The organism is Bacillus sp. EE-W1, from assembly GCF_009760835.1.
Classification (GTDB): Bacteria; Bacillota; Bacilli; order Bacillales; family Bacillaceae_G; genus Bacillus_A; species Bacillus_A wiedmannii.
Genome location: NZ_WIPE01000056.1, coordinates 193,739 through 214,977 on the forward strand (window position 1 = coordinate 193,739; position 21,239 = coordinate 214,977).

Annotated in this window: 18 protein-coding genes and 2 pseudogenes; 15 read left to right on the top strand and 5 right to left on the bottom strand. The window is 33.3% G+C overall.

The genetic code is table 11. The features are described 5' to 3' along the window. A pseudogene (locus GFJ36_RS29460) lies at positions 1-77 on the top strand (LysE family translocator); the annotation flags it as partial. 568 nt (positions 78-645) lie between these two features. Here the strand turns inward: GFJ36_RS29460 and GFJ36_RS08635 are convergent. Beyond that, positions 646-1,299, bottom strand: a complete 654-nt coding sequence (locus GFJ36_RS08635) for a CPBP family intramembrane glutamic endopeptidase (protein WP_157349530.1) — start codon at positions 1,297-1,299, stop codon at positions 646-648. Between the two features lie 674 nt (positions 1,300-1,973). On the opposite strand from GFJ36_RS08635, the gene GFJ36_RS08640 reads away from it, so the two are divergent. The 7 genes from GFJ36_RS08640 (at position 1,974) to GFJ36_RS08670 (ending at position 8,626) form a co-directional block, all read left to right on the top strand. After that, the gene (locus GFJ36_RS08640) at positions 1,974-2,564 is read left to right on the top strand and encodes a TetR/AcrR family transcriptional regulator (RefSeq protein ID WP_098230241.1); all 591 of its coding nucleotides are present in this window, start codon (positions 1,974-1,976) and stop codon (positions 2,562-2,564) included. A 387-nt stretch (positions 2,565-2,951) separates the two neighbouring features. Then, positions 2,952-3,899, top strand: coding sequence for a sugar-binding transcriptional regulator (locus tag GFJ36_RS08645; RefSeq protein WP_098230242.1), 948 nt, complete (start codon positions 2,952-2,954; stop codon positions 3,897-3,899). 307 nt (positions 3,900-4,206) lie between these two features. Continuing rightward, entirely contained in the window at positions 4,207-4,878 is a 672-nt protein-coding gene (gene deoC / locus GFJ36_RS08650) for a deoxyribose-phosphate aldolase (RefSeq protein WP_001017444.1), read from the top strand. Positions 4,879-4,980: 102 nt separating this feature from the next. After that, positions 4,981-6,162 (top strand): NupC/NupG family nucleoside CNT transporter, encoded by a 1,182-nt coding sequence (locus GFJ36_RS08655; RefSeq protein ID WP_000876170.1) that lies wholly within the window; start codon positions 4,981-4,983, stop codon positions 6,160-6,162. Between the two features lie 36 nt (positions 6,163-6,198). Further along, on the top strand, positions 6,199-7,500 hold the full coding sequence (locus GFJ36_RS08660) for a pyrimidine-nucleoside phosphorylase (RefSeq protein WP_001983022.1): 1,302 nt from the start codon (positions 6,199-6,201) through the stop codon (positions 7,498-7,500). A gap of 33 nt (positions 7,501-7,533) precedes the next feature. Next, positions 7,534-7,929, top strand: a complete 396-nt coding sequence (locus GFJ36_RS08665) for a cytidine deaminase (protein WP_000358522.1) — start codon at positions 7,534-7,536, stop codon at positions 7,927-7,929. 217 nt (positions 7,930-8,146) lie between these two features. Beyond that, entirely contained in the window at positions 8,147-8,626 is a 480-nt protein-coding gene (locus GFJ36_RS08670) for a CcdC family protein (protein ID WP_088063026.1), read from the top strand. A gap of 50 nt (positions 8,627-8,676) precedes the next feature. On the opposite strand, the gene GFJ36_RS08675 is transcribed toward GFJ36_RS08670, so the two are convergent. Then, positions 8,677-8,907, bottom strand: a complete 231-nt coding sequence (locus tag GFJ36_RS08675) for a DUF896 domain-containing protein (protein ID WP_000789775.1) — start codon at positions 8,905-8,907, stop codon at positions 8,677-8,679. A gap of 247 nt (positions 8,908-9,154) precedes the next feature. On the opposite strand from GFJ36_RS08675, the gene GFJ36_RS08680 reads away from it, so the two are divergent. After that, entirely contained in the window at positions 9,155-10,078 is a 924-nt protein-coding gene (locus GFJ36_RS08680; RefSeq protein WP_142314800.1) for a hypothetical protein, read from the top strand. Positions 10,079-10,124: 46 nt separating this feature from the next. Here GFJ36_RS08680 and GFJ36_RS08685 read toward each other — a convergent pair whose 3' ends face one another. Then, the gene (locus tag GFJ36_RS08685) at positions 10,125-10,844 is read right to left on the bottom strand and encodes an urease accessory protein UreH domain-containing protein (RefSeq protein WP_222124026.1); all 720 of its coding nucleotides are present in this window, start codon (positions 10,842-10,844) and stop codon (positions 10,125-10,127) included. A 15-nt stretch (positions 10,845-10,859) separates the two neighbouring features. Then, positions 10,860-11,843 carry a F510_1955 family glycosylhydrolase gene (locus GFJ36_RS08690; RefSeq protein ID WP_098230244.1) on the bottom strand — a complete coding sequence of 328 codons (984 nt, stop codon included), beginning with the start codon at positions 11,841-11,843 and terminating at the stop codon, positions 10,860-10,862. A gap of 221 nt (positions 11,844-12,064) precedes the next feature. Between GFJ36_RS08690 and GFJ36_RS08695 the strand changes: the two genes are divergently transcribed. The 5 genes and pseudogenes from GFJ36_RS08695 (at position 12,065) to GFJ36_RS08715 (ending at position 17,719) form a co-directional block, all read left to right on the top strand. Beyond that, complete coding sequence (locus tag GFJ36_RS08695; protein ID WP_098133639.1) at positions 12,065-13,348, top strand: aminopeptidase P family protein; 1,284 nt, start codon at positions 12,065-12,067, stop codon at positions 13,346-13,348. Positions 13,349-13,465: 117 nt separating this feature from the next. Next, the gene (locus tag GFJ36_RS08700; protein ID WP_097907228.1) at positions 13,466-15,106 is read left to right on the top strand and encodes a multicopper oxidase family protein; all 1,641 of its coding nucleotides are present in this window, start codon (positions 13,466-13,468) and stop codon (positions 15,104-15,106) included. A gap of 432 nt (positions 15,107-15,538) precedes the next feature. Continuing rightward, positions 15,539-15,630 (top strand): annotated as a pseudogene (locus GFJ36_RS08705) (BlaI/MecI/CopY family transcriptional regulator); the annotation flags it as partial. A 291-nt stretch (positions 15,631-15,921) separates the two neighbouring features. After that, positions 15,922-16,086 carry a sulfite exporter TauE/SafE family protein gene (locus tag GFJ36_RS08710; RefSeq protein WP_097889384.1) on the top strand — a complete coding sequence of 55 codons (165 nt, stop codon included), beginning with the start codon at positions 15,922-15,924 and terminating at the stop codon, positions 16,084-16,086. A 139-nt stretch (positions 16,087-16,225) separates the two neighbouring features. Then, complete coding sequence (locus GFJ36_RS08715; RefSeq protein ID WP_097889385.1) at positions 16,226-17,719, top strand: SH3 domain-containing protein; 1,494 nt, start codon at positions 16,226-16,228, stop codon at positions 17,717-17,719. A 418-nt stretch (positions 17,720-18,137) separates the two neighbouring features. Here the strand turns inward: GFJ36_RS08715 and GFJ36_RS08720 are convergent, their stop codons facing one another. After that, positions 18,138-18,689 carry a hypothetical protein gene (locus GFJ36_RS08720; RefSeq protein ID WP_098082527.1) on the bottom strand — a complete coding sequence of 184 codons (552 nt, stop codon included), beginning with the start codon at positions 18,687-18,689 and terminating at the stop codon, positions 18,138-18,140. Positions 18,690-19,022: 333 nt separating this feature from the next. Here GFJ36_RS08720 and topB point away from each other — a divergent pair, with 333 nt between their 5' ends. Continuing rightward, entirely contained in the window at positions 19,023-21,167 is a 2,145-nt protein-coding gene (topB, locus tag GFJ36_RS08725; protein ID WP_097889387.1) for a DNA topoisomerase III, read from the top strand. Positions 21,168-21,239: the final 72 nt, after the last annotated feature.

Here is a 21,239-nt window from a genome sequence, read left to right on the forward strand (position 1 = left end):
GAGTGAACCGTACAATAGAGGGTATTACAGGCGCGGTATTATTAGTATTTGGAGTTAGATTGTTTTTCCAAAAATAAATATGTAAATGAAAAGAGAAATAAATAATGGTGGTTATTTATTTCTCTTTTCATTTATTCTAAAGCTACTATTTTATAATTGATTTCACACCTTCATACTAATTTTATATACATATCTAACTTGAGCCTCAAAAATGAGTTCCTTAATCACTTGATATAGTTTGCTGTATAAGAAAAAATCAAGGTAGTTTAGATACTTTAAGCAAAATTGATACTTCATCTTTTCTCTTAACTAAGCAATTTAATTTTTATGTATTATAACTTAAGGGCTGAGGAACAAATTTTTCTTCAACTACTAACTCGCTAATAAAATTCTGGATATTTTCCAAAAATGTTTACTGTAATGGGATATAAGGAGAACATATATTAGTCTTGGTATTTCCTTTTTTAGTTTAATTGTGATGCAGTGGGCCCCCCTATATAAAAGAAACCGCAGTTTACATCCAAACTGCGGTATTTCGACGTACAAGGAATTTCATAAATCATTAGTCACTGTCTAAATTGTACTCCTCATTTATCAATATCTGTTTCTATTTTTTTACTTTGCAAAAGAACTAAGTCTAATTTCTTATAGAATGAAACCAAGGCAATTGTTTAATATATGTATCGCTATTACATATGCAATGGATCTTTTAGAAATAAGATAAGCCACAGTAAGTATCACCGAGCCAGGTAAATAAATAGCAATATCCGAAAGCTGGTTTGTATGAAGAAGTGTAAAAATAATGATCGAAATGATAGATGCAATAGCAGTACCAATATGATAAGAAAAACGATTTATTAATATGTGACGAAACACAATTTCTTCAAGTATTGGTCCCAGAATACCAAATATAAGCAATGTAAATATAATAGGTACCTCTGCACCCGTTTCAAGAAGCTGTTCTTGGTTCTCTGGCTGACCAGTTGCTAGAAAACGCATAATAGACTGTTCCACAATTACCGTAAATAAAACCACCATAGGAATACTTACTATTTTCAAAATTGTCTTCTCTTTAAAATAAGTAAAACTTTGAATGATTTCTTTCCTAAAGAAAATTATTCCTATAATAGCAGGTACAGTAAAACCGATGGCACTAAGAACAAATTCTGATTCAACTAAATTGACATTAGCTAAAAGTGATATGCCAAATAATATGTACAAGCCAATTTGAAATGGTACAAACAGTGTAAAGATTACTAACATAATAAGTTCTTTTTTATTCATTTTTATAAAGTTCATTTTATTATCCTCCTAATTAAATTACCTACAATCTTTGAATTTTCTTTCTGCATTAAGTTCTCCTTCTAAATATATTTATATAAGATTCAAAACCGGACGGTTCGGTCCGGAAACTAATAATACTATAAGTTTCTAGTTTTGTTAATCCTTTTTACAAAGGATTAACAAAATCAAAATGACAAAAATACAAAATACTTATATGTGAGTTTCTTATTTACAATTAAATTTCAGTACTCATTAATTATTAACGATTTCCTTTTTAAAGAATGAAGTGATAAGGCTTTTAACCGCAAGGAATGCGGTAGATATCCTAATATATGAAGTGAAAGTGGGGGTAGTTCAAACACTTTAGCTAAACATATTAATAGAGATTATATATAATAATCATATGTCTATACACTAAAATATATATTTTTACATCTTCTACGATTTTAGGTAAAATTAGTTGAATAAAATGACTGAATTAAACAATTGGTCATGTTGTTTTTGGCAGAAAATTCACTCTGATTATATGGGTAATACAATTTGATTAACCTCTTTTCAAACTGTATTGTTTGAGGTTTCCATAAGATATTTCTGTTCCAAATTTATTTATACTTACAAAAAAATTAAGAAAATAGAGGTAAACATTACCTGGAATATTAAGATCGTTTTTATTAGGAGGATTACAAAGCATGACTAAAGTTGATAAGGTAAAAGAAAAAATTATTGAAACATCTTTATATTTATTTAATACTAATGGGATAACTCGCACATCCATCCAGGATATAATGACAGCTACTGAACTACCTAAAGGATCTATTTATCGTAGATTCAAAAATAAAGAAGAAATTGTCCTTGCTGCCTACGACAAAAGTGGTGAGATTATGTGGAGTCATTTTCATAAAGCAATGGAAAATAAAAAGACAGCAATCGATAAAATCCTTGCAATTTTCCTTGTATATCAAGATGCAGCTAATAATCCTCCTATTGCTGGAGGTTGTCCATTACTTAATAGTGCAATTGAAAGTACTGGAGTATTTCCAGAATTACAAAAAGCAGCAGCAGAAGGTTATGACGATACAGTAATGTTAATGGCTTCTCTCATAAAAGAAGGAATAGAGGAACAAGAACTTAAAGAAGATATAGACATTATATCACTTGCTTCTTTTCTTGCATCTTCAATGGAGGGAGCTATTATGGCAAGTCGAGTATCTAACGATAATATACACCATCATCATTTTATTGAACAAATAAAACATCATCTTGTCACTTATTCTAAATAAGTGAAAACTTGCATTGTTTTTATCCAATTTTTATAGACTTAAATTGAATAAATACCCCTCATAAACAGTATTTTCTGTTTATGAGGGGTATTTGAATAGTTATTAGTAAAGGTAACTTTTTAGACGATGTTTCATGTTTCTTATTGAAAGGCTTTGTTATCGTTACTACAGAAAAAGCAAAAAAGAATGAATTACATATAAATCGATTTATATGTTTCAAGTGTATCTATGTTGAGGTTGTAAATATATACAATAAAGTTTCATTTTAAATACGAAGTGTAGTAGAAGTTCAGTTAGATAAAATTCGGTAGTCGAAATTTCTTGCATAAAGCTGTATAATACTTGTAACGAAAAGGAAATACAGGAAAGGATATGTAATGAGTTACTATGGATAAAGATAAACAACAATTAAGCGTTGAAGTTGCAAGATTATATTATCAGTCAGATTATAGTCAGCAGGAAATTGCTAGTAAATTAAATATTTCAAGGCCGACTATTTCTAGATTATTAAAGTACGCGAAAGAAAAAGGATTTGTTCAAATTAGCATAGCCGATCCATTTGCTGATTTAGATAACGTTGGAAATTTACTGAAAGAAAAGTACAACTTGTTAGAGGCACATGTCGTATTTTCTCCAGTGCCAGAATATGCAACGATTACAGAGTATATTAGTAAATATGCAGCTGAGTATATGGAAAAGACGGTTAAAACTGGTGATATCGTTGGTGTAAGCTGGGGAATGACGATGTATGAAATCGCTAGAAAAATTGTACCACAACATGTAAAAGGTGTAGAAGTTGTTCAGTTAAAAGGTGGTATTAGTCATTCGAGTGTAAATACATATGCGAATGAAACGATTGCTTTATTTGCAGATGCTTTTCAAACGACACCAAGAAATCTACCCCTTCCAGTTATATTTGATAATGCAGTGACAAAAGAATTAGTAGAGCAGGATCGACATATTCATCACATTATCGAAATGGGGAAACAAGCGAATGTTGCAATTTTCACTGTAGGAACAGTGAGAGACGAAGCACTATTATTCCGATTAGGTTATTTCGATAAGGATGAAACGAATTTGCTCAAAAAACAATCGGTCGGTGACATTTGTTCACGTTTCTTTGATGGAGACGGAAAGATTAGTAGCGAAGAGATTAATCAGCGTACAATTGGAATTGAGTTAGAAGAACTGAAATTAAAGAAACGTTCTATTTTAGTTGCTGGTGGTAATAGAAAAATAAAAGCAATTGATGGTGCGTTACGTGGCGGGTATGCAAATGTATTAATTATCGATCAGCATACAGCAAAAGAATTGTTACATTATCAAAAAGGTTAGAAATAAAAGGCTTTCTCAAGATGTTAATTTTGAGAAAGCCTTTTATTTTGTTATGTATGAATTATGGGAGTGTTTTTTGAATACAAATTGCCTTTTTAAAAATAATTATGGATATTGAGATACATACTACCATTGTTAATATAAAAGTTTTGATTTTAAATATGAATTGTTTCTTAGTTAGAATGCGCTTTATTTACTACAAGAAAATTCTTTTTTGAAAAGAATGAACAAAATTTCAAAAGTGTATTTACATTTGTTCAACTAAGAGTTAGAATGAAGTTGTTAAAAGATATGAGGAGTGAAGATAATGAATATTGCAAAGTTAATTGACCATACAATTTTAAAAGCTAATACTACTAAAGAAGATGTTATGAAAGTAATCGAAGAAGCAAAGGAATATAAATTCGCTTCTGTTTGTATTAATCCTACATGGGTGAAGCTAGCTGCTGAAGAATTAGCTGGACATGATGTAGATGTTTGTACTGTAATCGGTTTCCCATTAGGAGCAAGCACTACTGAAACAAAAGCATTTGAAACAAAAGATGCTATCGCAAAAGGTGCAACTGAAGTTGATATGGTAATCAACGTAGGTGCTTTAAAAGACGGCGATAACGAGTTCGTTGAAAAAGATATTTATGAAGTAGTACAAGCAGCAAAAGGAAAAGCTCTTGTAAAAGTAATCATTGAAACTTGCCTATTAACAGATGAAGAGAAAGTACGCGCTTGTGAATTATCAGTAAAAGCTGGTGCTGACTTCGTAAAAACTTCAACTGGATTCTCAACTGGCGGAGCAACTGCTGAAGACATCGCATTAATGCGCAAAACAGTTGGACCAAACGTTGGTGTAAAAGCATCTGGTGGCGTTCGTACACGTGAAGATGCAGACAAAATGGTAGCTGCTGGAGCTTCTCGCGTTGGAGCAAGTGCTAGTGTTGCAATCGTATTAAATGATGCAAAAGGTGCTACAGATAACTACTAATCATTAATGAAGTCAAAAGCAATAGATACACAAAGTAAAGTGTATCTATTGCTTTAATAATTGAAAAAAATGTAAGCGGATACGAATGGGAGGAGACGGCTTATGAAATATTTAATCGGTATTTTTGGCCTCGTATTGATTTTAGGTATCGCTTGGCTTGCTAGTAATGATAGAAAGAAAGTCAAATATCGCCCAATCATAACGATGGTTATATTACAATTCATTTTGGGGTTTTTATTATTAAATACAAGTGTAGGGAATATATTAATTAGCGGAATAGCAGATGGTTTTGGAGAGCTATTAAAATATGCCGCTGACGGTGTGAATTTCGTATTTGGTGGATTAGTAAATCAAAAAGAGTTTTCGTTCTTTTTAAGTGTATTAATGCCAATCGTATTTATTTCAGCTTTAATAGGTATTTTGCAACACATTAAAGTATTACCTATTATTGTGAAATCTATCGGTCTAGCATTAAGTAAAGTAAATGGAATGGGGAAACTAGAATCATATAACGCTGTTGCTTCTGCGATTTTAGGACAATCTGAAGTGTTTATTTCAGTTAAGAAACAACTAGGATTATTGCCAGAGAAAAGAATGTATACATTATGTGCATCTGCAATGTCTACCGTTTCAATGTCTATCGTTGGATCATATATGGTGTTATTAAAACCACAATATGTTGTAACCGCTTTAGTGCTTAACTTATTCGGTGGTTTTATTATCGCTTCTATCATTAACCCTTATGAAGTTACTGAAGAAGAAGATATGTTAGAAGTACAAGAAGAAGAGAAAAAGACTTTCTTTGAAGTATTAGGGGAATACATTATAGATGGATTTAAAGTTGCAATTACAGTAGCAGCTATGTTAGTCGGTTTCGTTGCTTTAATCGCATTCATTAATGCAGTATTTAAAGGTGTAATCGGTATTTCATTCCAAGAAATTCTTGGTTATGTATTTGCACCATTTGCATTTATTATGGGTGTACCTTGGCATGAAGCAGTTAATGCCGGAAATATTATGGCAACAAAATTAGTATCAAATGAATTTGTCGCTATGACAGATTTAGCACAAGGAAACTTTAATTTCTCAGATAGAACGACAGCGATTATATCTGTATTCTTAGTTTCATTTGCAAACTTCTCTTCAATTGGAATTATTGCAGGGGCAGTTAAGAGCTTAAATGAAAAGCAAGGGAATGTAGTCGCAAGATTTGGTTTGAAATTACTTTTCGGTGCAACATTAGTAAGTTTCTTATCAGCAACAATCGTAGGCTTATTATTTTAACAGATTCATATCATATAAAAAGGAATGGTGATTGTAATGAGAATGGTAGATATTATTGCGAAAAAACGTGACGGCAAAGAATTAACGACTGAAGAAATCAAATTCTTTATTAATGGATATACAGACGGAAGTATTCCTGATTATCAAGTGAGTGCACTTGCAATGGCAATCTTCTTTAAAGATATGACAGATCGCGAACGTGCAGATTTAACGATGGCGATGGTTGAGTCTGGAGAAACGATCGATTTATCAGCAATTGAAGGAATTAAAGTAGACAAACATTCAACTGGCGGTGTTGGTGATACGACAACATTAGTATTAGGACCATTAGTAGCTGCTTTAGATGTACCAGTAGCAAAAATGTCTGGTCGTGGTTTAGGACATACAGGCGGAACAATTGATAAATTAGAAGCGGTAGAAGGATTCCACGTTGAAATTACGAAAGAGCAGTTCATTGATATTGTAAACCGTGACAAAGTAGCTGTTATTGGACAAACTGGAAACTTAACACCTGCAGATAAAAAGATTTATGCATTACGTGATGTAACAGGAACAGTAAACTCAATTCCTTTAATCGCGAGTTCAATTATGAGTAAAAAAATTGCAGCTGGTGCTGACGCAATCGTACTTGATGTAAAAACAGGTGCTGGCGCATTTATGAAAACAGAAGAAGATGCAAAAGAATTAGCACATGCAATGGTGCGTATCGGAAATAATGTAGGACGTCAAACGATGGCTGTTATTTCAGATATGTCACAACCGCTTGGATTTGCAATTGGTAACGCTCTAGAAGTGAAAGAAGCGATTGATACGTTAAAAGGTGAAGGTCCAGAAGATTTAACGGAATTAGTACTTGTATTAGGAAGTCAAATGGTCGTACTTGCGAAAAAAGCAAATACGTTAGAAGAAGCTCGTGAAATGCTAATTGAAGTTATGAAAAACGGAAAAGCAACTGAGAAGTTTAAAGAGTTCTTAAGCAATCAAGGCGGAGATAGTTCAATTGTAGACAATCCAGAAAAAATGCCACAGGCGAAGTATGTAATTGATGTACCTGCAAAAACTTCAGGTGTTATTTCTAACATTGTTGCAGATGAAATTGGTATCGCAGCTATGCTACTTGGTGCTGGCCGTGCGACAAAAGAAGATGAAATCGATTTAGCAGTAGGATTAATGTTACGTAAAAAAGTTGGCGATGCAGTAAAAGAAGGCGAGCCATTCGTAACGATCTATGCAAATCGTGAAAATGTAGAAGATGTAAAAGCAAAAATTTATGAAAATATTTCTATTGCTGAAACAGCAGTGGCTCCTAAATTAGTTCATACAGTTATTACTGACTAATCATAATTACACATACTTTAAGGGGGAAATAATATGGATAAGAAAAAATATATCGAAGAAGCAAATAAGATGTTAGCAAAAGCATATATTCCGTATTCGAAATTTCCTGTTGGCGCAGCATTAGTTACGAAAGAAGGTAAAATCTATACTGGTTGTAATATAGAAAATGCTTCTTACGGTTTATGTAACTGTGCAGAAAGAACAGCGATCTTTAAAGCAGTATCAGAAGGGGAGCGCGACTTTAGTTACTTAGTTATTACAGGCGAAACGGACGGACCGATATCACCATGTGGTGCTTGTAGACAAGTAATTGCTGAATTCTGTGAACCGAAAATGCCAGTTTTACTAACGAATGTAAAAGGTGATGAAAAAGAAGTGACTGTTGAGCAATTACTTCCAGGTGCTTTCTCGATAGAAGATTTAAAATAAGTTGAAAAGTCATTCCGTAAATATTAATTGTGGAATGGCTTTTTTATTTTCAAAAGTTGAATGTAATATTTTGTTCATATTCCGTTCATAAACTTTGTGTAAAATGATTGCAGCGAATATGGAAAGTTTACAGCAGGAGGAATAAAATGAAGAAATTATATAATGCAGCATTTATTTACTTAATTATAGGTTTATTATATAGATAGGAGTGGATAGTATGATAGCACTTTTATCAAGTATTGTAGCGGTTTGTATGGCTGTTGGTGTCATGTTTCTTCGCTTTAAAGCAGCGAAAAAACCGGTAACGAAAAAGAAAATTATATTACCGCCAATTTTTATGAGTACTGGCGCAATGATGTACTTCTTACCGGAGTTTCGATTAACATCGTTAGAAATAGTAGAGGCGATTAGTATAGGACTTATTTTCTCTATATTTCTTATTAAAACAACTAAGTTTGAAATAAGAAACGAACATATATATATGAAACCGTCAAAAGCATTCATATTTATTTTAGTGGGCTTATTGGCTGTACGAGTAGCGTTAAAATCGTATTTAAGTCAATCAATTGATTTAGCAGAGTTAAGCGGAATGTTTTTCTTACTTGCATTTGCGATGATTGTGTCGTGGAGAATTGCGATGTATCGCTCATATGTTAAATTGGAAAAGACAATAAAAAGAGCTGGAATTTCTAAATAGGAATTCCGGCTCTTTTTATGTTTTATACGATTGTTTTTTTAGCTTTGATTTCATTTGCTTAATTTTAAACGTATTTGAGCATCTTGTAATGCGGCTGGTGTAACGTTAAGACCATGTTGATCAACAATTTTTGTGTTTAATAAAATGGAATCTAAGCTGCCACGAAATGTTTTTGTATAGTTTTGACGTAGCATTTGTTGTTCTTGTTTTTCATCAACTGTTAATCCAGATGCTTTTTCTTTTTTTGATAATTCGTTAATACGGAATAAAATGTTTTTCATTTGTTTCACCTCTAGTTAGATTTAATTATATTAGTTACTTACTAATATATAGTTATTGTAACGTATCTTTTAATAAGTGTCAATGCCTGTAAATATTCCTTGTTTTGTATGTGTATGGAATGATAGAGAATGTAAATAAATACTAATACTTGAAATAGAAAAGATGTTAATATACAATACCTTAGCAGGGTATATAAAGGTGTTGTTTTTCATTATGAAAGTAATAAGCAAAAAGGAGTATGTAATAATGAATGCAGTAATTTCAAAGAAAGAAACAATCATCTCATATACGATTGCTATTTTATTTATTTTAGCTATGGTAACAGCAGGTGTGTTATTAAATGATCCAGAAGTCATTTTGCCGGAAATAGCGGCGATGGCAATCGCTTTATGGGCGTATCGTGAGCCGGGATGGCTAAGACAACCAGAAAAAATCTTTATTGCACCGTCAATAACAGCTGTAATTGGTTTTATGGTGAATCAAATGGATATAGCCTATTTAGGGAAAGTAAGCTTAACGCTTGTATTGATGATGCTGTTTTTACGTGTTATTCAGTCCAATTTAGCACCATCTATTGCGACAGGTTTATTACCATTAGTAACAAATGCGACGGAATGGTCATTTGTTATCTCAGTCTTCGTTTTGACATTTATTTTAATGATTGGTGTTCTTATTTTTAAATTGAATAACGGTATTGAGCTAAAAGTGAATATACAGTATAAATATATGACTGTATTTCTAATACTAAATTTCGTTTGGATCAGTTTATGTTGGATAACTGGTTATGAACAATTAGCGGTTATTCCGCCAATTCTAGTCGTTGTGTATGAATCACTTCAAAAACCGATGTACAATGAAAAAATGGCATTTAAACAAATAGTAGTATTAACTACATCAGCAACTGTTGGAACTTTATTGTATTTTGCAATTGATTCATGGATTGTAGTTACTTTATTCAATATGATATTAATGCTTATTTTATTAAAAATAGTTGGAGTACGTATTCCAGCAGCGTATGCATTTCCCTTACTTCCGCTCGTATTTCCTGATGAAATGATAAAAATGTTACCAGTAGGTTCATTCATTGCAGGGGTATTTTTATTTGGTGCAGTACTATTGTATAAGAAGTGGGAGATGAAACAAAAGGGCATGCAGAAGAGTGAAATATAATTTGTAAAAAAGGTAAGTTCAAATCACTTGAACTTACCTTTTTTATTTATACCCAATATAAGGATATATCATAAATTCCAACTAAAATGAGTAGTACCCCTGCTATAAGTTGAATGTGTTTTCCTATTTTTCGGCTCTTTTTAAGTAGTGCTCCATTTAATCCAAGGTAGGAGATGATGAACATTAATATAACGATAGGGAGAGCAGTTCCTATCGAAAAGAATGTCGGAAACAAGTAACCATAATTATATGAGAAAGATAAAGGGATTAACGTTCCGAAAAATAGAACGAACATAGTCGGACAGAAAGCTAAGGAAAAGAAGAATCCAAGTAAAAATGAGCCAACCTCATTTTGTTTTCGTATAAATTTGATCGAGAAGAAACTTCTTCCTTTTATAATACCTGCCAACATTAGCCCCATTAAAATTAATAAAGGTCCAATTATTTTTCGTAACCATGGGAAATACAAAGTTAATATTTGCTGAATCTCTTTTCCTAAAAACCATACTAATAGTCCAAGTGTCGTAAAAGCTATTATTTTTCCTAAAATGAATAACAATATATGTTTCCATGCATGTCCCTTTTGTAAAGATTGATTCCCATAAAGTGTAATAGCGCTAATGTTTCCTGTTAATTGGCAAGGAGCAAGGGTACCTACAATGCCTAATAAAAATGCAAATAAAAGAGGAATTGATTTCGTAGCATTCGCGACATCCATTAAAGGAGACATGAGTTGATAACTCCACTCGCTAATTGTTGAAAACACGTTATATTCACCTTTCTAATTAAATTGAAATGCTCCTTCTTTCGTAATCTGCTTCCAAGTTTTCCCCTCATCTGTAGAAAGGAACACATTTGCTTTCATTGTAGCAAATACTATTTCAGATGAATTTTGAGGATTTTGTGATATGTACATAATTGCATCTTTAGAATCTAAAGATGGAGTTTGTATGTTTGTTTCTTCATTTGTAGCAATTGATTTCTTCGTTATCATTTGCTTATTGATAGGGGCGTAAAAAACATCTTCATTACTTAATGTAACTGCTGTCGATTCAAGTGATGTAGAGAATAGTTCAAATGTATTTCCGTAATCTGTAGATAAGTAAACACCATCTTTAGCACTTACCGCGACTACACTAGATTGATCAGGATGTACGGAAAAGGAATGAATTGTACTTGAAAGACCTTTTAACTTACTATTTTTCCAATCTTGTCCGTTGTTCGTACTGAAATAAAAACCTTGTTGTAATTTAGAATTTGGACGCTCATTGTATAAATAAATTGCTTCCGTATTATATCCAACAGCAAAGTTGTGAAAATCAGATTCTCCATAAAACGCTAGCTTCTCGAGGGTATTACCGCCATCAGAACTTTTCATTAATCCTAAAGGATTTTTTAAATTTGCACCTGGTTCAGGATGGCCGCTGGCAAAGAATCCGTTCTTTGTTGCCTGAAACCCCATATAATCATGTAGCTCAGTCTTAGTTTCAAACCATTTTCCATTTTGATAAACTTTTATACCACTGTGAGTGGCAATAGAAACTCCGGGCATATTTCCTGCATAGCCAATTCCATGAATGTGCTCGATTTTTCCAGATGTAGTTTCCTTATAGAAGTTTTGCGGACTCGTATTTACTGTTTCTGTATGTTTTCGTTGAGATTGCACCGTGTCTTTCTTCACTGGTGCTGTTTCGGCGTTGCTAGAACATCCTGTAATGATGAATAAAGAAGTAATTGCTATCCCTGTTGCTACATAATATTTCAAAGTTGTAGCTCCTTTCCTATATATGAGATTTTAAGTATATGGAATAAATGTCAAGAAATTGTGGAGTGGTATGCATCATTTAGATTGGAATGGGCTCTAGTAATGAAAATTTTCCTTTTTATATGAGTACTATCAATTGACGAAAAATTATAACAATAATAAAATGAATTGTATTGGGTAATTAGATTTACAAGTATACATAGAACGCTAGGGGGATTATTATGAAATCAACATTTTTTGCTCAAAATAGAGAACGATTAGTAAACACATTACCAGATGAATCTATTACTATTTTATTTGCTGGACAAGCACCTCATATGTCGGCGGATGCACATTATAAATTTGTGCCGAATCGAAATTTTTACTATGTAACAGGAATCGAGGAACCAAATGTTATTTTCATGTTGAAGAAGTTTGGAAATAGTGTTGAAGAAACACTGTTCATTGAAAAATCGGATCCAGTCATGGAAAAATGGGTCGGTAAAACAGTTTCTAACAAAGAAGCAGAGAAAATTTCAGGTATAAAGAAAGTTGTATATTTAGATAGCTTTGAAAAGACAATGTCAAATATACTTTTTACAGAAAATGTGAAGCATCTATATTTAGATTTAGAGCGTCGTGAGTGGAATGGTACGGAGACAAAAACGCTTGCTTTTGCTAAACATGTAAGAGAACAGTATCCACACGTTTTAGTTGGTAATGTATATCCGAATATTTGTGAATTACGAGTGTTTAAAACAGAAGAAGAAATTGAAATCATAAAAGAAGCAATTGCTGTAACGAAAGAGGGTATTTACAACGTACTTAAGCATGCAAAAGCAGACATGATGGAGTATGAATTAGAAGCTCAGTTTGATTTCACATTGAAGTCATCTGGTATTAAGCATCATGCATTCAATACAATTTTGGCAAGTGGGAAAAATGCTACAGTTCTTCATTATGAAGACAATGATGCACAAATTCAAAATGGTGATTTAGTACTGCTAGATTTAGGCGCTCAAAAAGACTACTATAACGCTGATATTAGTTATACATTCCCGGCAAATGGAACATTCTCTAGTCGCCAAAAACAAATGTATAATATTGTATTAAAAGCATTGAAAGAAACAACGAAACTCATTAAGCCAGGAGTAAAGTTTGCTGCATTAAATGAGCATACAAAAAAGGTACTAGCAGAAGAGTGTAAAGAAATTGGTTTAATTCAAGAAGACGAAGAGTTATCAAAATACTATTATCATGGTGTTAGCCATTTCCTTGGTTTAGATACGCATGATGTAGGAACATATAAAGATAGAGTGTTAGAAGAAGGCATGGTTATAACAATTGAACCTGGTCTTTATATTGAAGAAGAAGCAATTGGAATTCGTATTGAAGATGACATTCTTGTAACGAAAGACGGACATGAAAACTTGTCAAAAGATATTATTAGAGAAGTTGAAGAGATTGAAGCGTTTATGAGAGAAAACAATGTAAATATAAAAAAAGATGAAGTTGTTACGAAATAATCATTAGAAGAGGCGCTCAATTTTGGGCGTCTTTTTATTTAGCTCATTGCATATCTCCATATTTTCTTGAAAATCATTTTTTATAATGATTTTGAAAAAGAAAAAGGAGGGGTTTCCATGAAGAGATTTGTGTTAACAGCAGTTACAGTCTCTGTCATATCTTTAATTGCTGCATGTTCTGCGACCACAAATACAACAAATGATCATAAAAATATGAACGATAAAAAAACACCACAGACTGAAACGGCTACAAAACCATTGAAAGTTGAAATAGGACCAGAAGTTACTTTAATAGCGAAAGAAGAAAAGCAAAAATTAAGTAACGGTGTTATTGTTCCAGTCTGGACATTTAATGGCTCATCTCCTGGTCCAGAAATTCGGGTGAAAAAAGGCGAAAAGGTGAAAGTGACATTAAAAAATGAACTATCTGCACCAGTATCTATTCATTGGCATGGGTATCCTGTCCCAAATAATATGGATGGAATTCCAGGTGTGACGCAAGATGCGGTTGAATCTGGAAAAAGTTTCACCTATGAGTTTGAAGCGAACGTACCAGGAACGTATTGGTATCATTCACATCAAGATTCTGTAAATCAATTAGATAGAGGTTTGTATGGAGCGCTCATTGTAGAAGATACAAAGGAAAAATATGATAAAGATTACACAGTAATGTTAGATGAATGGGTAACAGATAAAGAAGAGATTAATAAACAGTTAAAAGAAATGACAAAAGGGCAAAAAGGTAATAAATCTAAGGATAATGAAAATACGAAAAAGAATGAAGATAAGAACGGCATGGATCATTCCGGTATGGACATGGGCAGTGATAAAAAAGACTCTAGTAATATGACAGGAATGGACCATGGAAATATGAAGATGGAAGGCCATGATATGAGTATGTATGACTTATTCACAATCAATGGTAAAAGCGGGGGTTTAGTAGAACCATTAAAAGTGAATAAGGGGGATAAAGTCCGTCTTCGACTCGTTAATGCTGGTTATCTATCACATGATATACACGTTCACGGTCATGATATAAAAGTAATTGCGACAGATGGTCAACCAATAAACGATCCAAAAGTTATAAAGGATCAAGTAATTTCAATCGCACCTGGTGAACGTTATGATATTGAATTTACTGCTAATAATCCTGGGAAATGGTATGTTGAAGACCATTCAGCAAATAAAGGTGCAAAAGGAATGAAAGCTGTTATTGAATATGATGGCAGCAAAGAGATGAAAGATAAAGCAGATGAAAAAGAAAAATTATCGAAATTAGATATGACGAAATATGGTGCTAAAAAACTAGGTAGTTTCACGTTAAATCAGCAGTATACTGCCACATATAATATGGACTTGAATACGCAAATGAATGGAAATGAAATGGTATATACAATTAACGGAAAGGTATTTCCAGACATTGACCCGATTCCAGTAAAAAAGGGTGATTTAGTAAAAGTAAAATTGGTAAATCGTTCTAAAATGGACGATCATCCGATGCATTTACATGGTCACTTCTTCCAGGTGTTGAGTAAAGATGGAAAACCGATAGAAGGTTCTCCAATTGTGAAAGATACTTTGAACCTAAAACCAGGTGAAGAATATGAAGTAGCCTTTGTAGCAGATAATCCGGGTGATTGGATGTTCCACTGTCATGATTTACACCATGCTTCCGCTGGGATGGTAACAGAAGTGAAATATACAGATTATAAATCTGATTATGTTCCAAACCCAAACATTCCTAATAAGCCAGAATAATATAAAATTTATGGAGTTGATGATAATATAAAACAGCTATCTTAGGGATAGCTGTTTTAATGATTTTTAGCATGAAAAAAGCTGTTTTTAAATGTAATGTTGTGTATTGGGCATATTATTTTTATAAAAGTTTAGGAAGCGGGAGCGATAATGCCCTGTATAAGAGTTTACAAGATAAAAAATGCGATTTTTGTTATTTATGGATTTAAAAAACATATTCGTTTCTGGTTTGGAAGTAGATAATAGAAGAAATCGCTAATTTTTTGTATACTCAGTTGATAAAATTACAGTGGTAAATTTAATGTGTTGTAGTTCAAAAAGGATAGATAATAGCCCCTTACATTTGACCTTTTTTTTATTTTATACTACAATTCGTAGTGCGAAGGGAGGACGGGTATGTTCAAGCAAAACTATAAGTGAAATGAATAAGGCATAAATTATTTTTTTGACCGCTTGAAGCAAAAATCATAGAAATTATTTGGTGCTCAGAAGGTATCACAATGAAAAGTGTGCAGAAAAAATTAATGTTACAACGTTACAGCACATATCAAAAATTGTTAGCTGATCAGTAGTACAGTATGTGATAGATAAAATAAAGTCACCTTTTGGAATGGGAAGTGCTTTGCTTAAGTTTATTGGAATGGAAAAAAGCTTCCAATGATCTTGTGACCGCATCTTTTGGAAAACAGTGACTAACTTATGGGTGAGTGTTTGTGGTTTTTTTTAAGAATTTAAACTACACAGTGTAGTGTTTTGTGAAAAGAGGCAAAATGAATGCAGCAGATTAAAAGATATGGATTGTACTAGGAACGGGAATGCTTTCATTTGTCTCATCGTGCATCGGTCCAATTTTGACCGCATTATTAATGCTTGGTACAAAGAATCCAGATCAAGCATTTATTTACATTACAGTTTACAAGCTGGGATTTGCGATTCCTTTTTTCTTAATTGCCTTCGTACGTTACGAAAGAATGGAATAACACCTCCGTTGTATATCTAGAAATAGAGGTTGATAGAAAAGAAGAGTACAACATGAGTAGAAAAGCATTTGATATAAAAAATAATAAACTAAAGATATGATGATACTTAAATGTATTTATGGGAAGGTGTTTAATACCTATGAAAAGAATTTTAGCTAGTGTGGCAGTAGTTTCTGTTACAGGAAGTACATTTATTGGTACTGCTCAAGCGCAAACTTCTATAGTGCCAAAAGACAAAAAACATGAGCAACCTACTGATACAGTAACATATGAAAATCCAGTAACAGTAAACACGAATGTTCTACGTGTTCGCACACAGCCAAATACGTCTAGTGCAATAATGGGGCGCGTGTATGAAGGGAAAGTTTTACAAGTTATTGGAGAAGACAACGGTTGGTTGAAAATTAACCATAATGGAAAAGTAGGTTATGTAAGCAGTCAATTTGTAATAGACGATAGCTCAAATGGAAGTGACAATAACAATGGAAAAGTTCAAGTAGCGAGTGGGAATTACAAAGTTAATGTATCCTCCCTCCGTGTTCGTACAGGTCCAAGTACTTCCCATACGATTTTAGGCTCTATACATAAAGGACAAGTTGTTCAAGTAACTGGTGAAGTTCAAGACTGGGTCAAAATTAACTATAGTGGACAAACTGCTTATATTAGTAAAGATTACATTTCAAAGAGTGGCTCTAATGCAAATGTAGACCAAACAAATGAACAACAAAATAATGTTACGGTTCAAACTGACGGTACATACATTGTAGACGCTACTTCTTTACGTGTGCGTACAGGTCCTGCTACTTACCATAGTGTAATTGGTGGTGTATTAAACGGACAAATATTGCAAGTAACTGGCGGTGAAAATGGCTGGTTGAAAATTAATCATAATGGCAGAACTGGTTATGTGAGCAGTGAATATGTAAAATTCGTTAAAGAGGGTACACCATCAAAACCTGAAACAAGTAATCCATCTACTGGAGCAACAGTTGGTGACTACTATGTTAACGTAAGCATGTTAAATGTAAGAAGCGGTGCTGGTACAAATCATGGTGTAATCGGTGCTTTATCAAAAGGAATAAAAGTACAAGTTCTATTTGAACAAAATGGATGGGGGAAAATTAATTACAACGGTAAAAACGGTTATGTATCAAGTAAATTTCTATCAAAAACAAGTGAGACTGATACAGAGGAGCAGCGACAATCCCAAGAGGTAAATACAACTAATGAAATTAAAACAAATGACTTTATTCAACCAGCTGCAGGAAGATATACTTCTGGATTTGAGAAACGTGGTGGGCAAATGCACCACGGATTAGATATTGCTGCTTCAGGAACAGTGCCAGTTGTTGTTGCGGCAAAAGGTGTAGTCACTCGCTCATATTATTCCACAAGCTACGGTAATGTGGTGTTTATTTCTCATAATATTAACGGACAAACATATATAACTGTATACGCTCATTTAAAGAGTCGTTCTGTTACTGCAGGTCAAAAAGTGAAGAAAGGACAACAACTTGGCATAATGGGGAATACAGGACAATCTGAAGGACAACACTTACATTTTGAAATCCATAAAGGTGAATGGAATGCACAGAAGAGCAATGCTATGGATCCAAAACAATATATTAGTTAAGTAAGAATTTTTTATTTCAAGATGGGGGTATTGTATACCTCATCAAACTAAGAGAATTGAATATCTATGAGCTGAAAAAATATACTATCAATCATGTAGATTTAGAAGGTTCATTAAGTGTAGAAAAGTAGAAAAATAATTGATGGTGAAGATTACGACATGAATTAATTTGAAAAAGAGAGGTCACAGCATTGTAATTCTGTGACCTCTTATTATATAATGCAAAGCTATTATTTATTAGTTTTCTGTATAATTATTAATCCTGATCCCATGCCAGAAGCTAAACTATAGTTATTATCTACAAATACTCCAAATAATAAGTAAGTCGCATCCGTAAACCACATTTCATTTGGGGCTGACGATTCAAAAGTGTTTTTTATTTTCATTTGTTAAAAAATAAAATTATCGATTATAGCTGCTAGTGTTTATGGATAGGTTGTTCATGTTCAGAGGGGAGCGGTAGGGTATGATCTGGGAATGTTACGAATACAGTAAGAACAATTACTACGCTGATCGAAAGTAATAATAAAAAACGCCGTTCGATAAAAGTAGAAAAGGTTTCTGATAAAAGTTGAATCATACATGACATAGTTATTGTTATCGTAAGTAAAAGACTAATAAACAGTATACTATGAGCTTGTTGAGCGTTTAACATTTCTGTAATCATTGCTCCCATCATACTTGCCATTAATCCAGAAAACATTCCTTCTAAAGCGGTAAATAGGTGAAACCGTAGACCGACTAAAAAACCGATAAAACCACTAATCAAAATCGCAAGCAAAGTAGAATATAGTAATTCACCTTTAAAAAGAATACCTAAATAAAAACCTATACTTAAACCGATACTCATACTAAAAGACATAATAAATACCATATACCCCATTAGGGTACCGTTACGTTTAGAAATATATGATGTAATAAGAATCGAGATACAACAAAGTGTTAAGGCAGTCGATGTGTAAACGAACATTATGATACCTCCCTGTCCTATCGTTCATTTCATCATATGTTCGTATGGAGATTACTTATGCTTATTTATATCTGCATATTATCTGCACAATTTAATAAATGTAAGTAAGTAGGTGCTTGATTTTTTGAGCATCTTTTTTATTTGTGAGCATGAGAAAGAAATTGTTATATAATGAGTTTCTATTGTGAAGCCATAAAGAATCAGCGTATAATATTATAGTTATCCCATTACTGGGAGTAACCCGCGAATGATAAATAAGATTGTTCTTTTATCATCGCCTCTAAACAGATAGACAATGAAAGTAACACTGGAATACAGATAGGGAGTTATAAAATGAAATTAATTATTGCCGAGAAACCAGATCAAGGTTTGGCTCTTGTTTCACAATTTAAATATCGCCGGAAAGATGGATATTTAGAAGTAGAAGCGAATGAGTTATTTCCAAATGGAGCGTACTGTACATGGGCAATTGGTCATTTGACGCAGTTATGTAATCCAGAACATTATCACGCTGAGTGGAAAAAATGGTCACTTAATACGTTACCGATGATTCCAGAGCGTTTTCAATTTGAAGTAACAAAGTCAAAGTATAAGCAATTTAACGTTGTGAAACAGCTGTTACATAATCCGGGGGTAACAGAAATTATTCATGCGGGCGATGCTGGGCGTGAAGGGGAATTAATCGTACGAAACATTATTAATCTTTGTAACGTGCAAAAGCCGATGAAGCGTCTTTGGATTTCATCTTTAACGAAACAAGCTATATACCAAGGATTTAAAAATTTACTAGATGAAGCAGATACAATTAATACGTACTATGAGGCATATACAAGGTCATGTGCGGACTGGGTCGTTGGTATGAATGCATCGCGTGTCTTTAGTATTTTGTTAAAGAAAAAAGGAATGAACGATGTATTTTCAGCTGGTCGTGTACAAACACCGACACTCGCGTTAATCGTAAAGCGTGAAAAGGAAATAGAAAACTTTAAGTCTGAGCCGTTTTGGGAAGTGTTCGCAACCTTTAATATAGAAGGAAAGAAGTATGAGGGGAAATGGGAGAAGGATAGTGAATCCCGCTTAAAGGACCCTGATATGGCAAATAAAATTGCAGCATTTTGCCAAGGTAAACCGGCTGTAGTAAAAGAAATGAAAACGGAGCGTAAAGAGTTTCAGCCCCCGTTTTTATTTAATTTATCAGCACTGCAAGCGACAGCTAATAAAGCTTTTAAATTTTCACCGAAAAAGACGCTTGATATAACACAAGCACTATATCAAAAAGGGATAGTTTCTTATCCGCGTTCGGATTCTAACTATGTTACACAAGGAGAAGCAGCGACGTTCCCTGATATTTTACAGAAGTTAAGTCAGTTTGATGAATATAAAGGTTTATTGCCAGCACCAATTGAATCGATTATGAATAATAAGCGTTATGTGAATGAAAAAAAAGTTACAGATCACTATGCAATTATACCGACAGAGCAAGTTACAAATCCAAGCAAACTATCAGGTGATGAAAAGAAAATTTACGATATGATCGTAAGAAGACTGATTGCGGCGCATTATGAAGTAGCAATCTTTGACTACACAACGATTACAACTCTTGTAGACGAACGTGCTGAATTCATTTCAAAAGGAAAACAGCAAATTCAAGAAGGTTGGCGTAAAGTTATTTTCCAAGACGATAAAGATGACGAAACAATTCTTCCAATTGTCGCAGAAGGTGAACAAGGAAAAGTTGTAAAGGTGAAAGTGAAAGAAGGAAAAACACAGCCGCCGAAGCGTTATACAGAAGGACAACTTATTACGTTAATGAAAACGGCCGGTAAGTATTTAGAAAATGAAGAGCTGGAGAAAGTATTAAAGAAAACAGAAGGTTTAGGTACTGAGGCAACGCGTGCAGGTATTATTACTATGCTGAAAGACCGTAAATATATAGATGTGCAGAAGAACCAAGTGTATGCAACCGATAAAGGGAAAGTATTAATTACCGCAATCGGTGATAAAATACTAGCTTCACCAGAAATGACAGCGAAATGGGAGCAACGCCTTGCGGAAATTGGTGAAGGCACAGCATCACCAGCTACATTTATGGAACAAACGAAAAAGCTATCAGCTAAAATTATTGAAGATGCAGTGGAAATGTCAGAGAAATGGGATTTTACTGGATTACATGTTGAATCGATTGAGCGAAAAGGATCGAAATTTACAACAGGTAAAAAGGTTGGTAGCTGTAAAAAATGTGATGGCGATGTGATTGATAAGTCAACGTTTTACGGTTGTTCTAATTACAACACGACACAATGTGACTTTACAATCTCAAAGAAAATATTAAGCAAAACAATTTCGCAAAAGAATATGACAAAACTTTTAAAAGGTGAAAAGACCGATTTAATTAAAGGCTTTAAAAAAGGCGAGAAAACGTTTGATGCGATGTTAGAGTGGAAAGATAATAAGATTAATTTTGTGTTTGAGAATTAAGTTGTTCAACAAATAAAAAAATATGATAATTAAACTGTATCCTATAGAATAGACACTAAAAAAGTCTATTCT

Coding starts and splice junctions, on each gene's coding strand:
- GFJ36_RS08635 (WP_157349530.1), bottom strand. CDS start 1,299: ATGAACTTTATAAAAATGAATAAAAAAGAACTTATTATGTTAGTAATC.
- GFJ36_RS08640 (WP_098230241.1), top strand. CDS start 1,974: ATGACTAAAGTTGATAAGGTAAAAGAAAAAATTATTGAAACATCTTTA.
- GFJ36_RS08645 (WP_098230242.1), top strand. CDS start 2,952: ATGGATAAAGATAAACAACAATTAAGCGTTGAAGTTGCAAGATTATAT.
- deoC (WP_001017444.1), top strand. CDS start 4,207: ATGAATATTGCAAAGTTAATTGACCATACAATTTTAAAAGCTAATACT.
- GFJ36_RS08655 (WP_000876170.1), top strand. CDS start 4,981: ATGAAATATTTAATCGGTATTTTTGGCCTCGTATTGATTTTAGGTATC.
- GFJ36_RS08660 (WP_001983022.1), top strand. CDS start 6,199: ATGAGAATGGTAGATATTATTGCGAAAAAACGTGACGGCAAAGAATTA.
- GFJ36_RS08665 (WP_000358522.1), top strand. CDS start 7,534: ATGGATAAGAAAAAATATATCGAAGAAGCAAATAAGATGTTAGCAAAA.
- GFJ36_RS08670 (WP_088063026.1), top strand. CDS start 8,147: ATGATAGCACTTTTATCAAGTATTGTAGCGGTTTGTATGGCTGTTGGT.
- GFJ36_RS08675 (WP_000789775.1), bottom strand. CDS start 8,907: ATGAAAAACATTTTATTCCGTATTAACGAATTATCAAAAAAAGAAAAA.
- GFJ36_RS08680 (WP_142314800.1), top strand. CDS start 9,155: ATGAATGCAGTAATTTCAAAGAAAGAAACAATCATCTCATATACGATT.
- GFJ36_RS08695 (WP_098133639.1), top strand. CDS start 12,065: ATGAAATCAACATTTTTTGCTCAAAATAGAGAACGATTAGTAAACACA.
- GFJ36_RS08700 (WP_097907228.1), top strand. CDS start 13,466: ATGAAGAGATTTGTGTTAACAGCAGTTACAGTCTCTGTCATATCTTTA.
- GFJ36_RS08710 (WP_097889384.1), top strand. CDS start 15,922: ATGCTTTCATTTGTCTCATCGTGCATCGGTCCAATTTTGACCGCATTA.
- GFJ36_RS08715 (WP_097889385.1), top strand. CDS start 16,226: ATGAAAAGAATTTTAGCTAGTGTGGCAGTAGTTTCTGTTACAGGAAGT.
- GFJ36_RS08720 (WP_098082527.1), bottom strand. CDS start 18,689: ATGTTCGTTTACACATCGACTGCCTTAACACTTTGTTGTATCTCGATT.
- topB (WP_097889387.1), top strand. CDS start 19,023: ATGAAATTAATTATTGCCGAGAAACCAGATCAAGGTTTGGCTCTTGTT.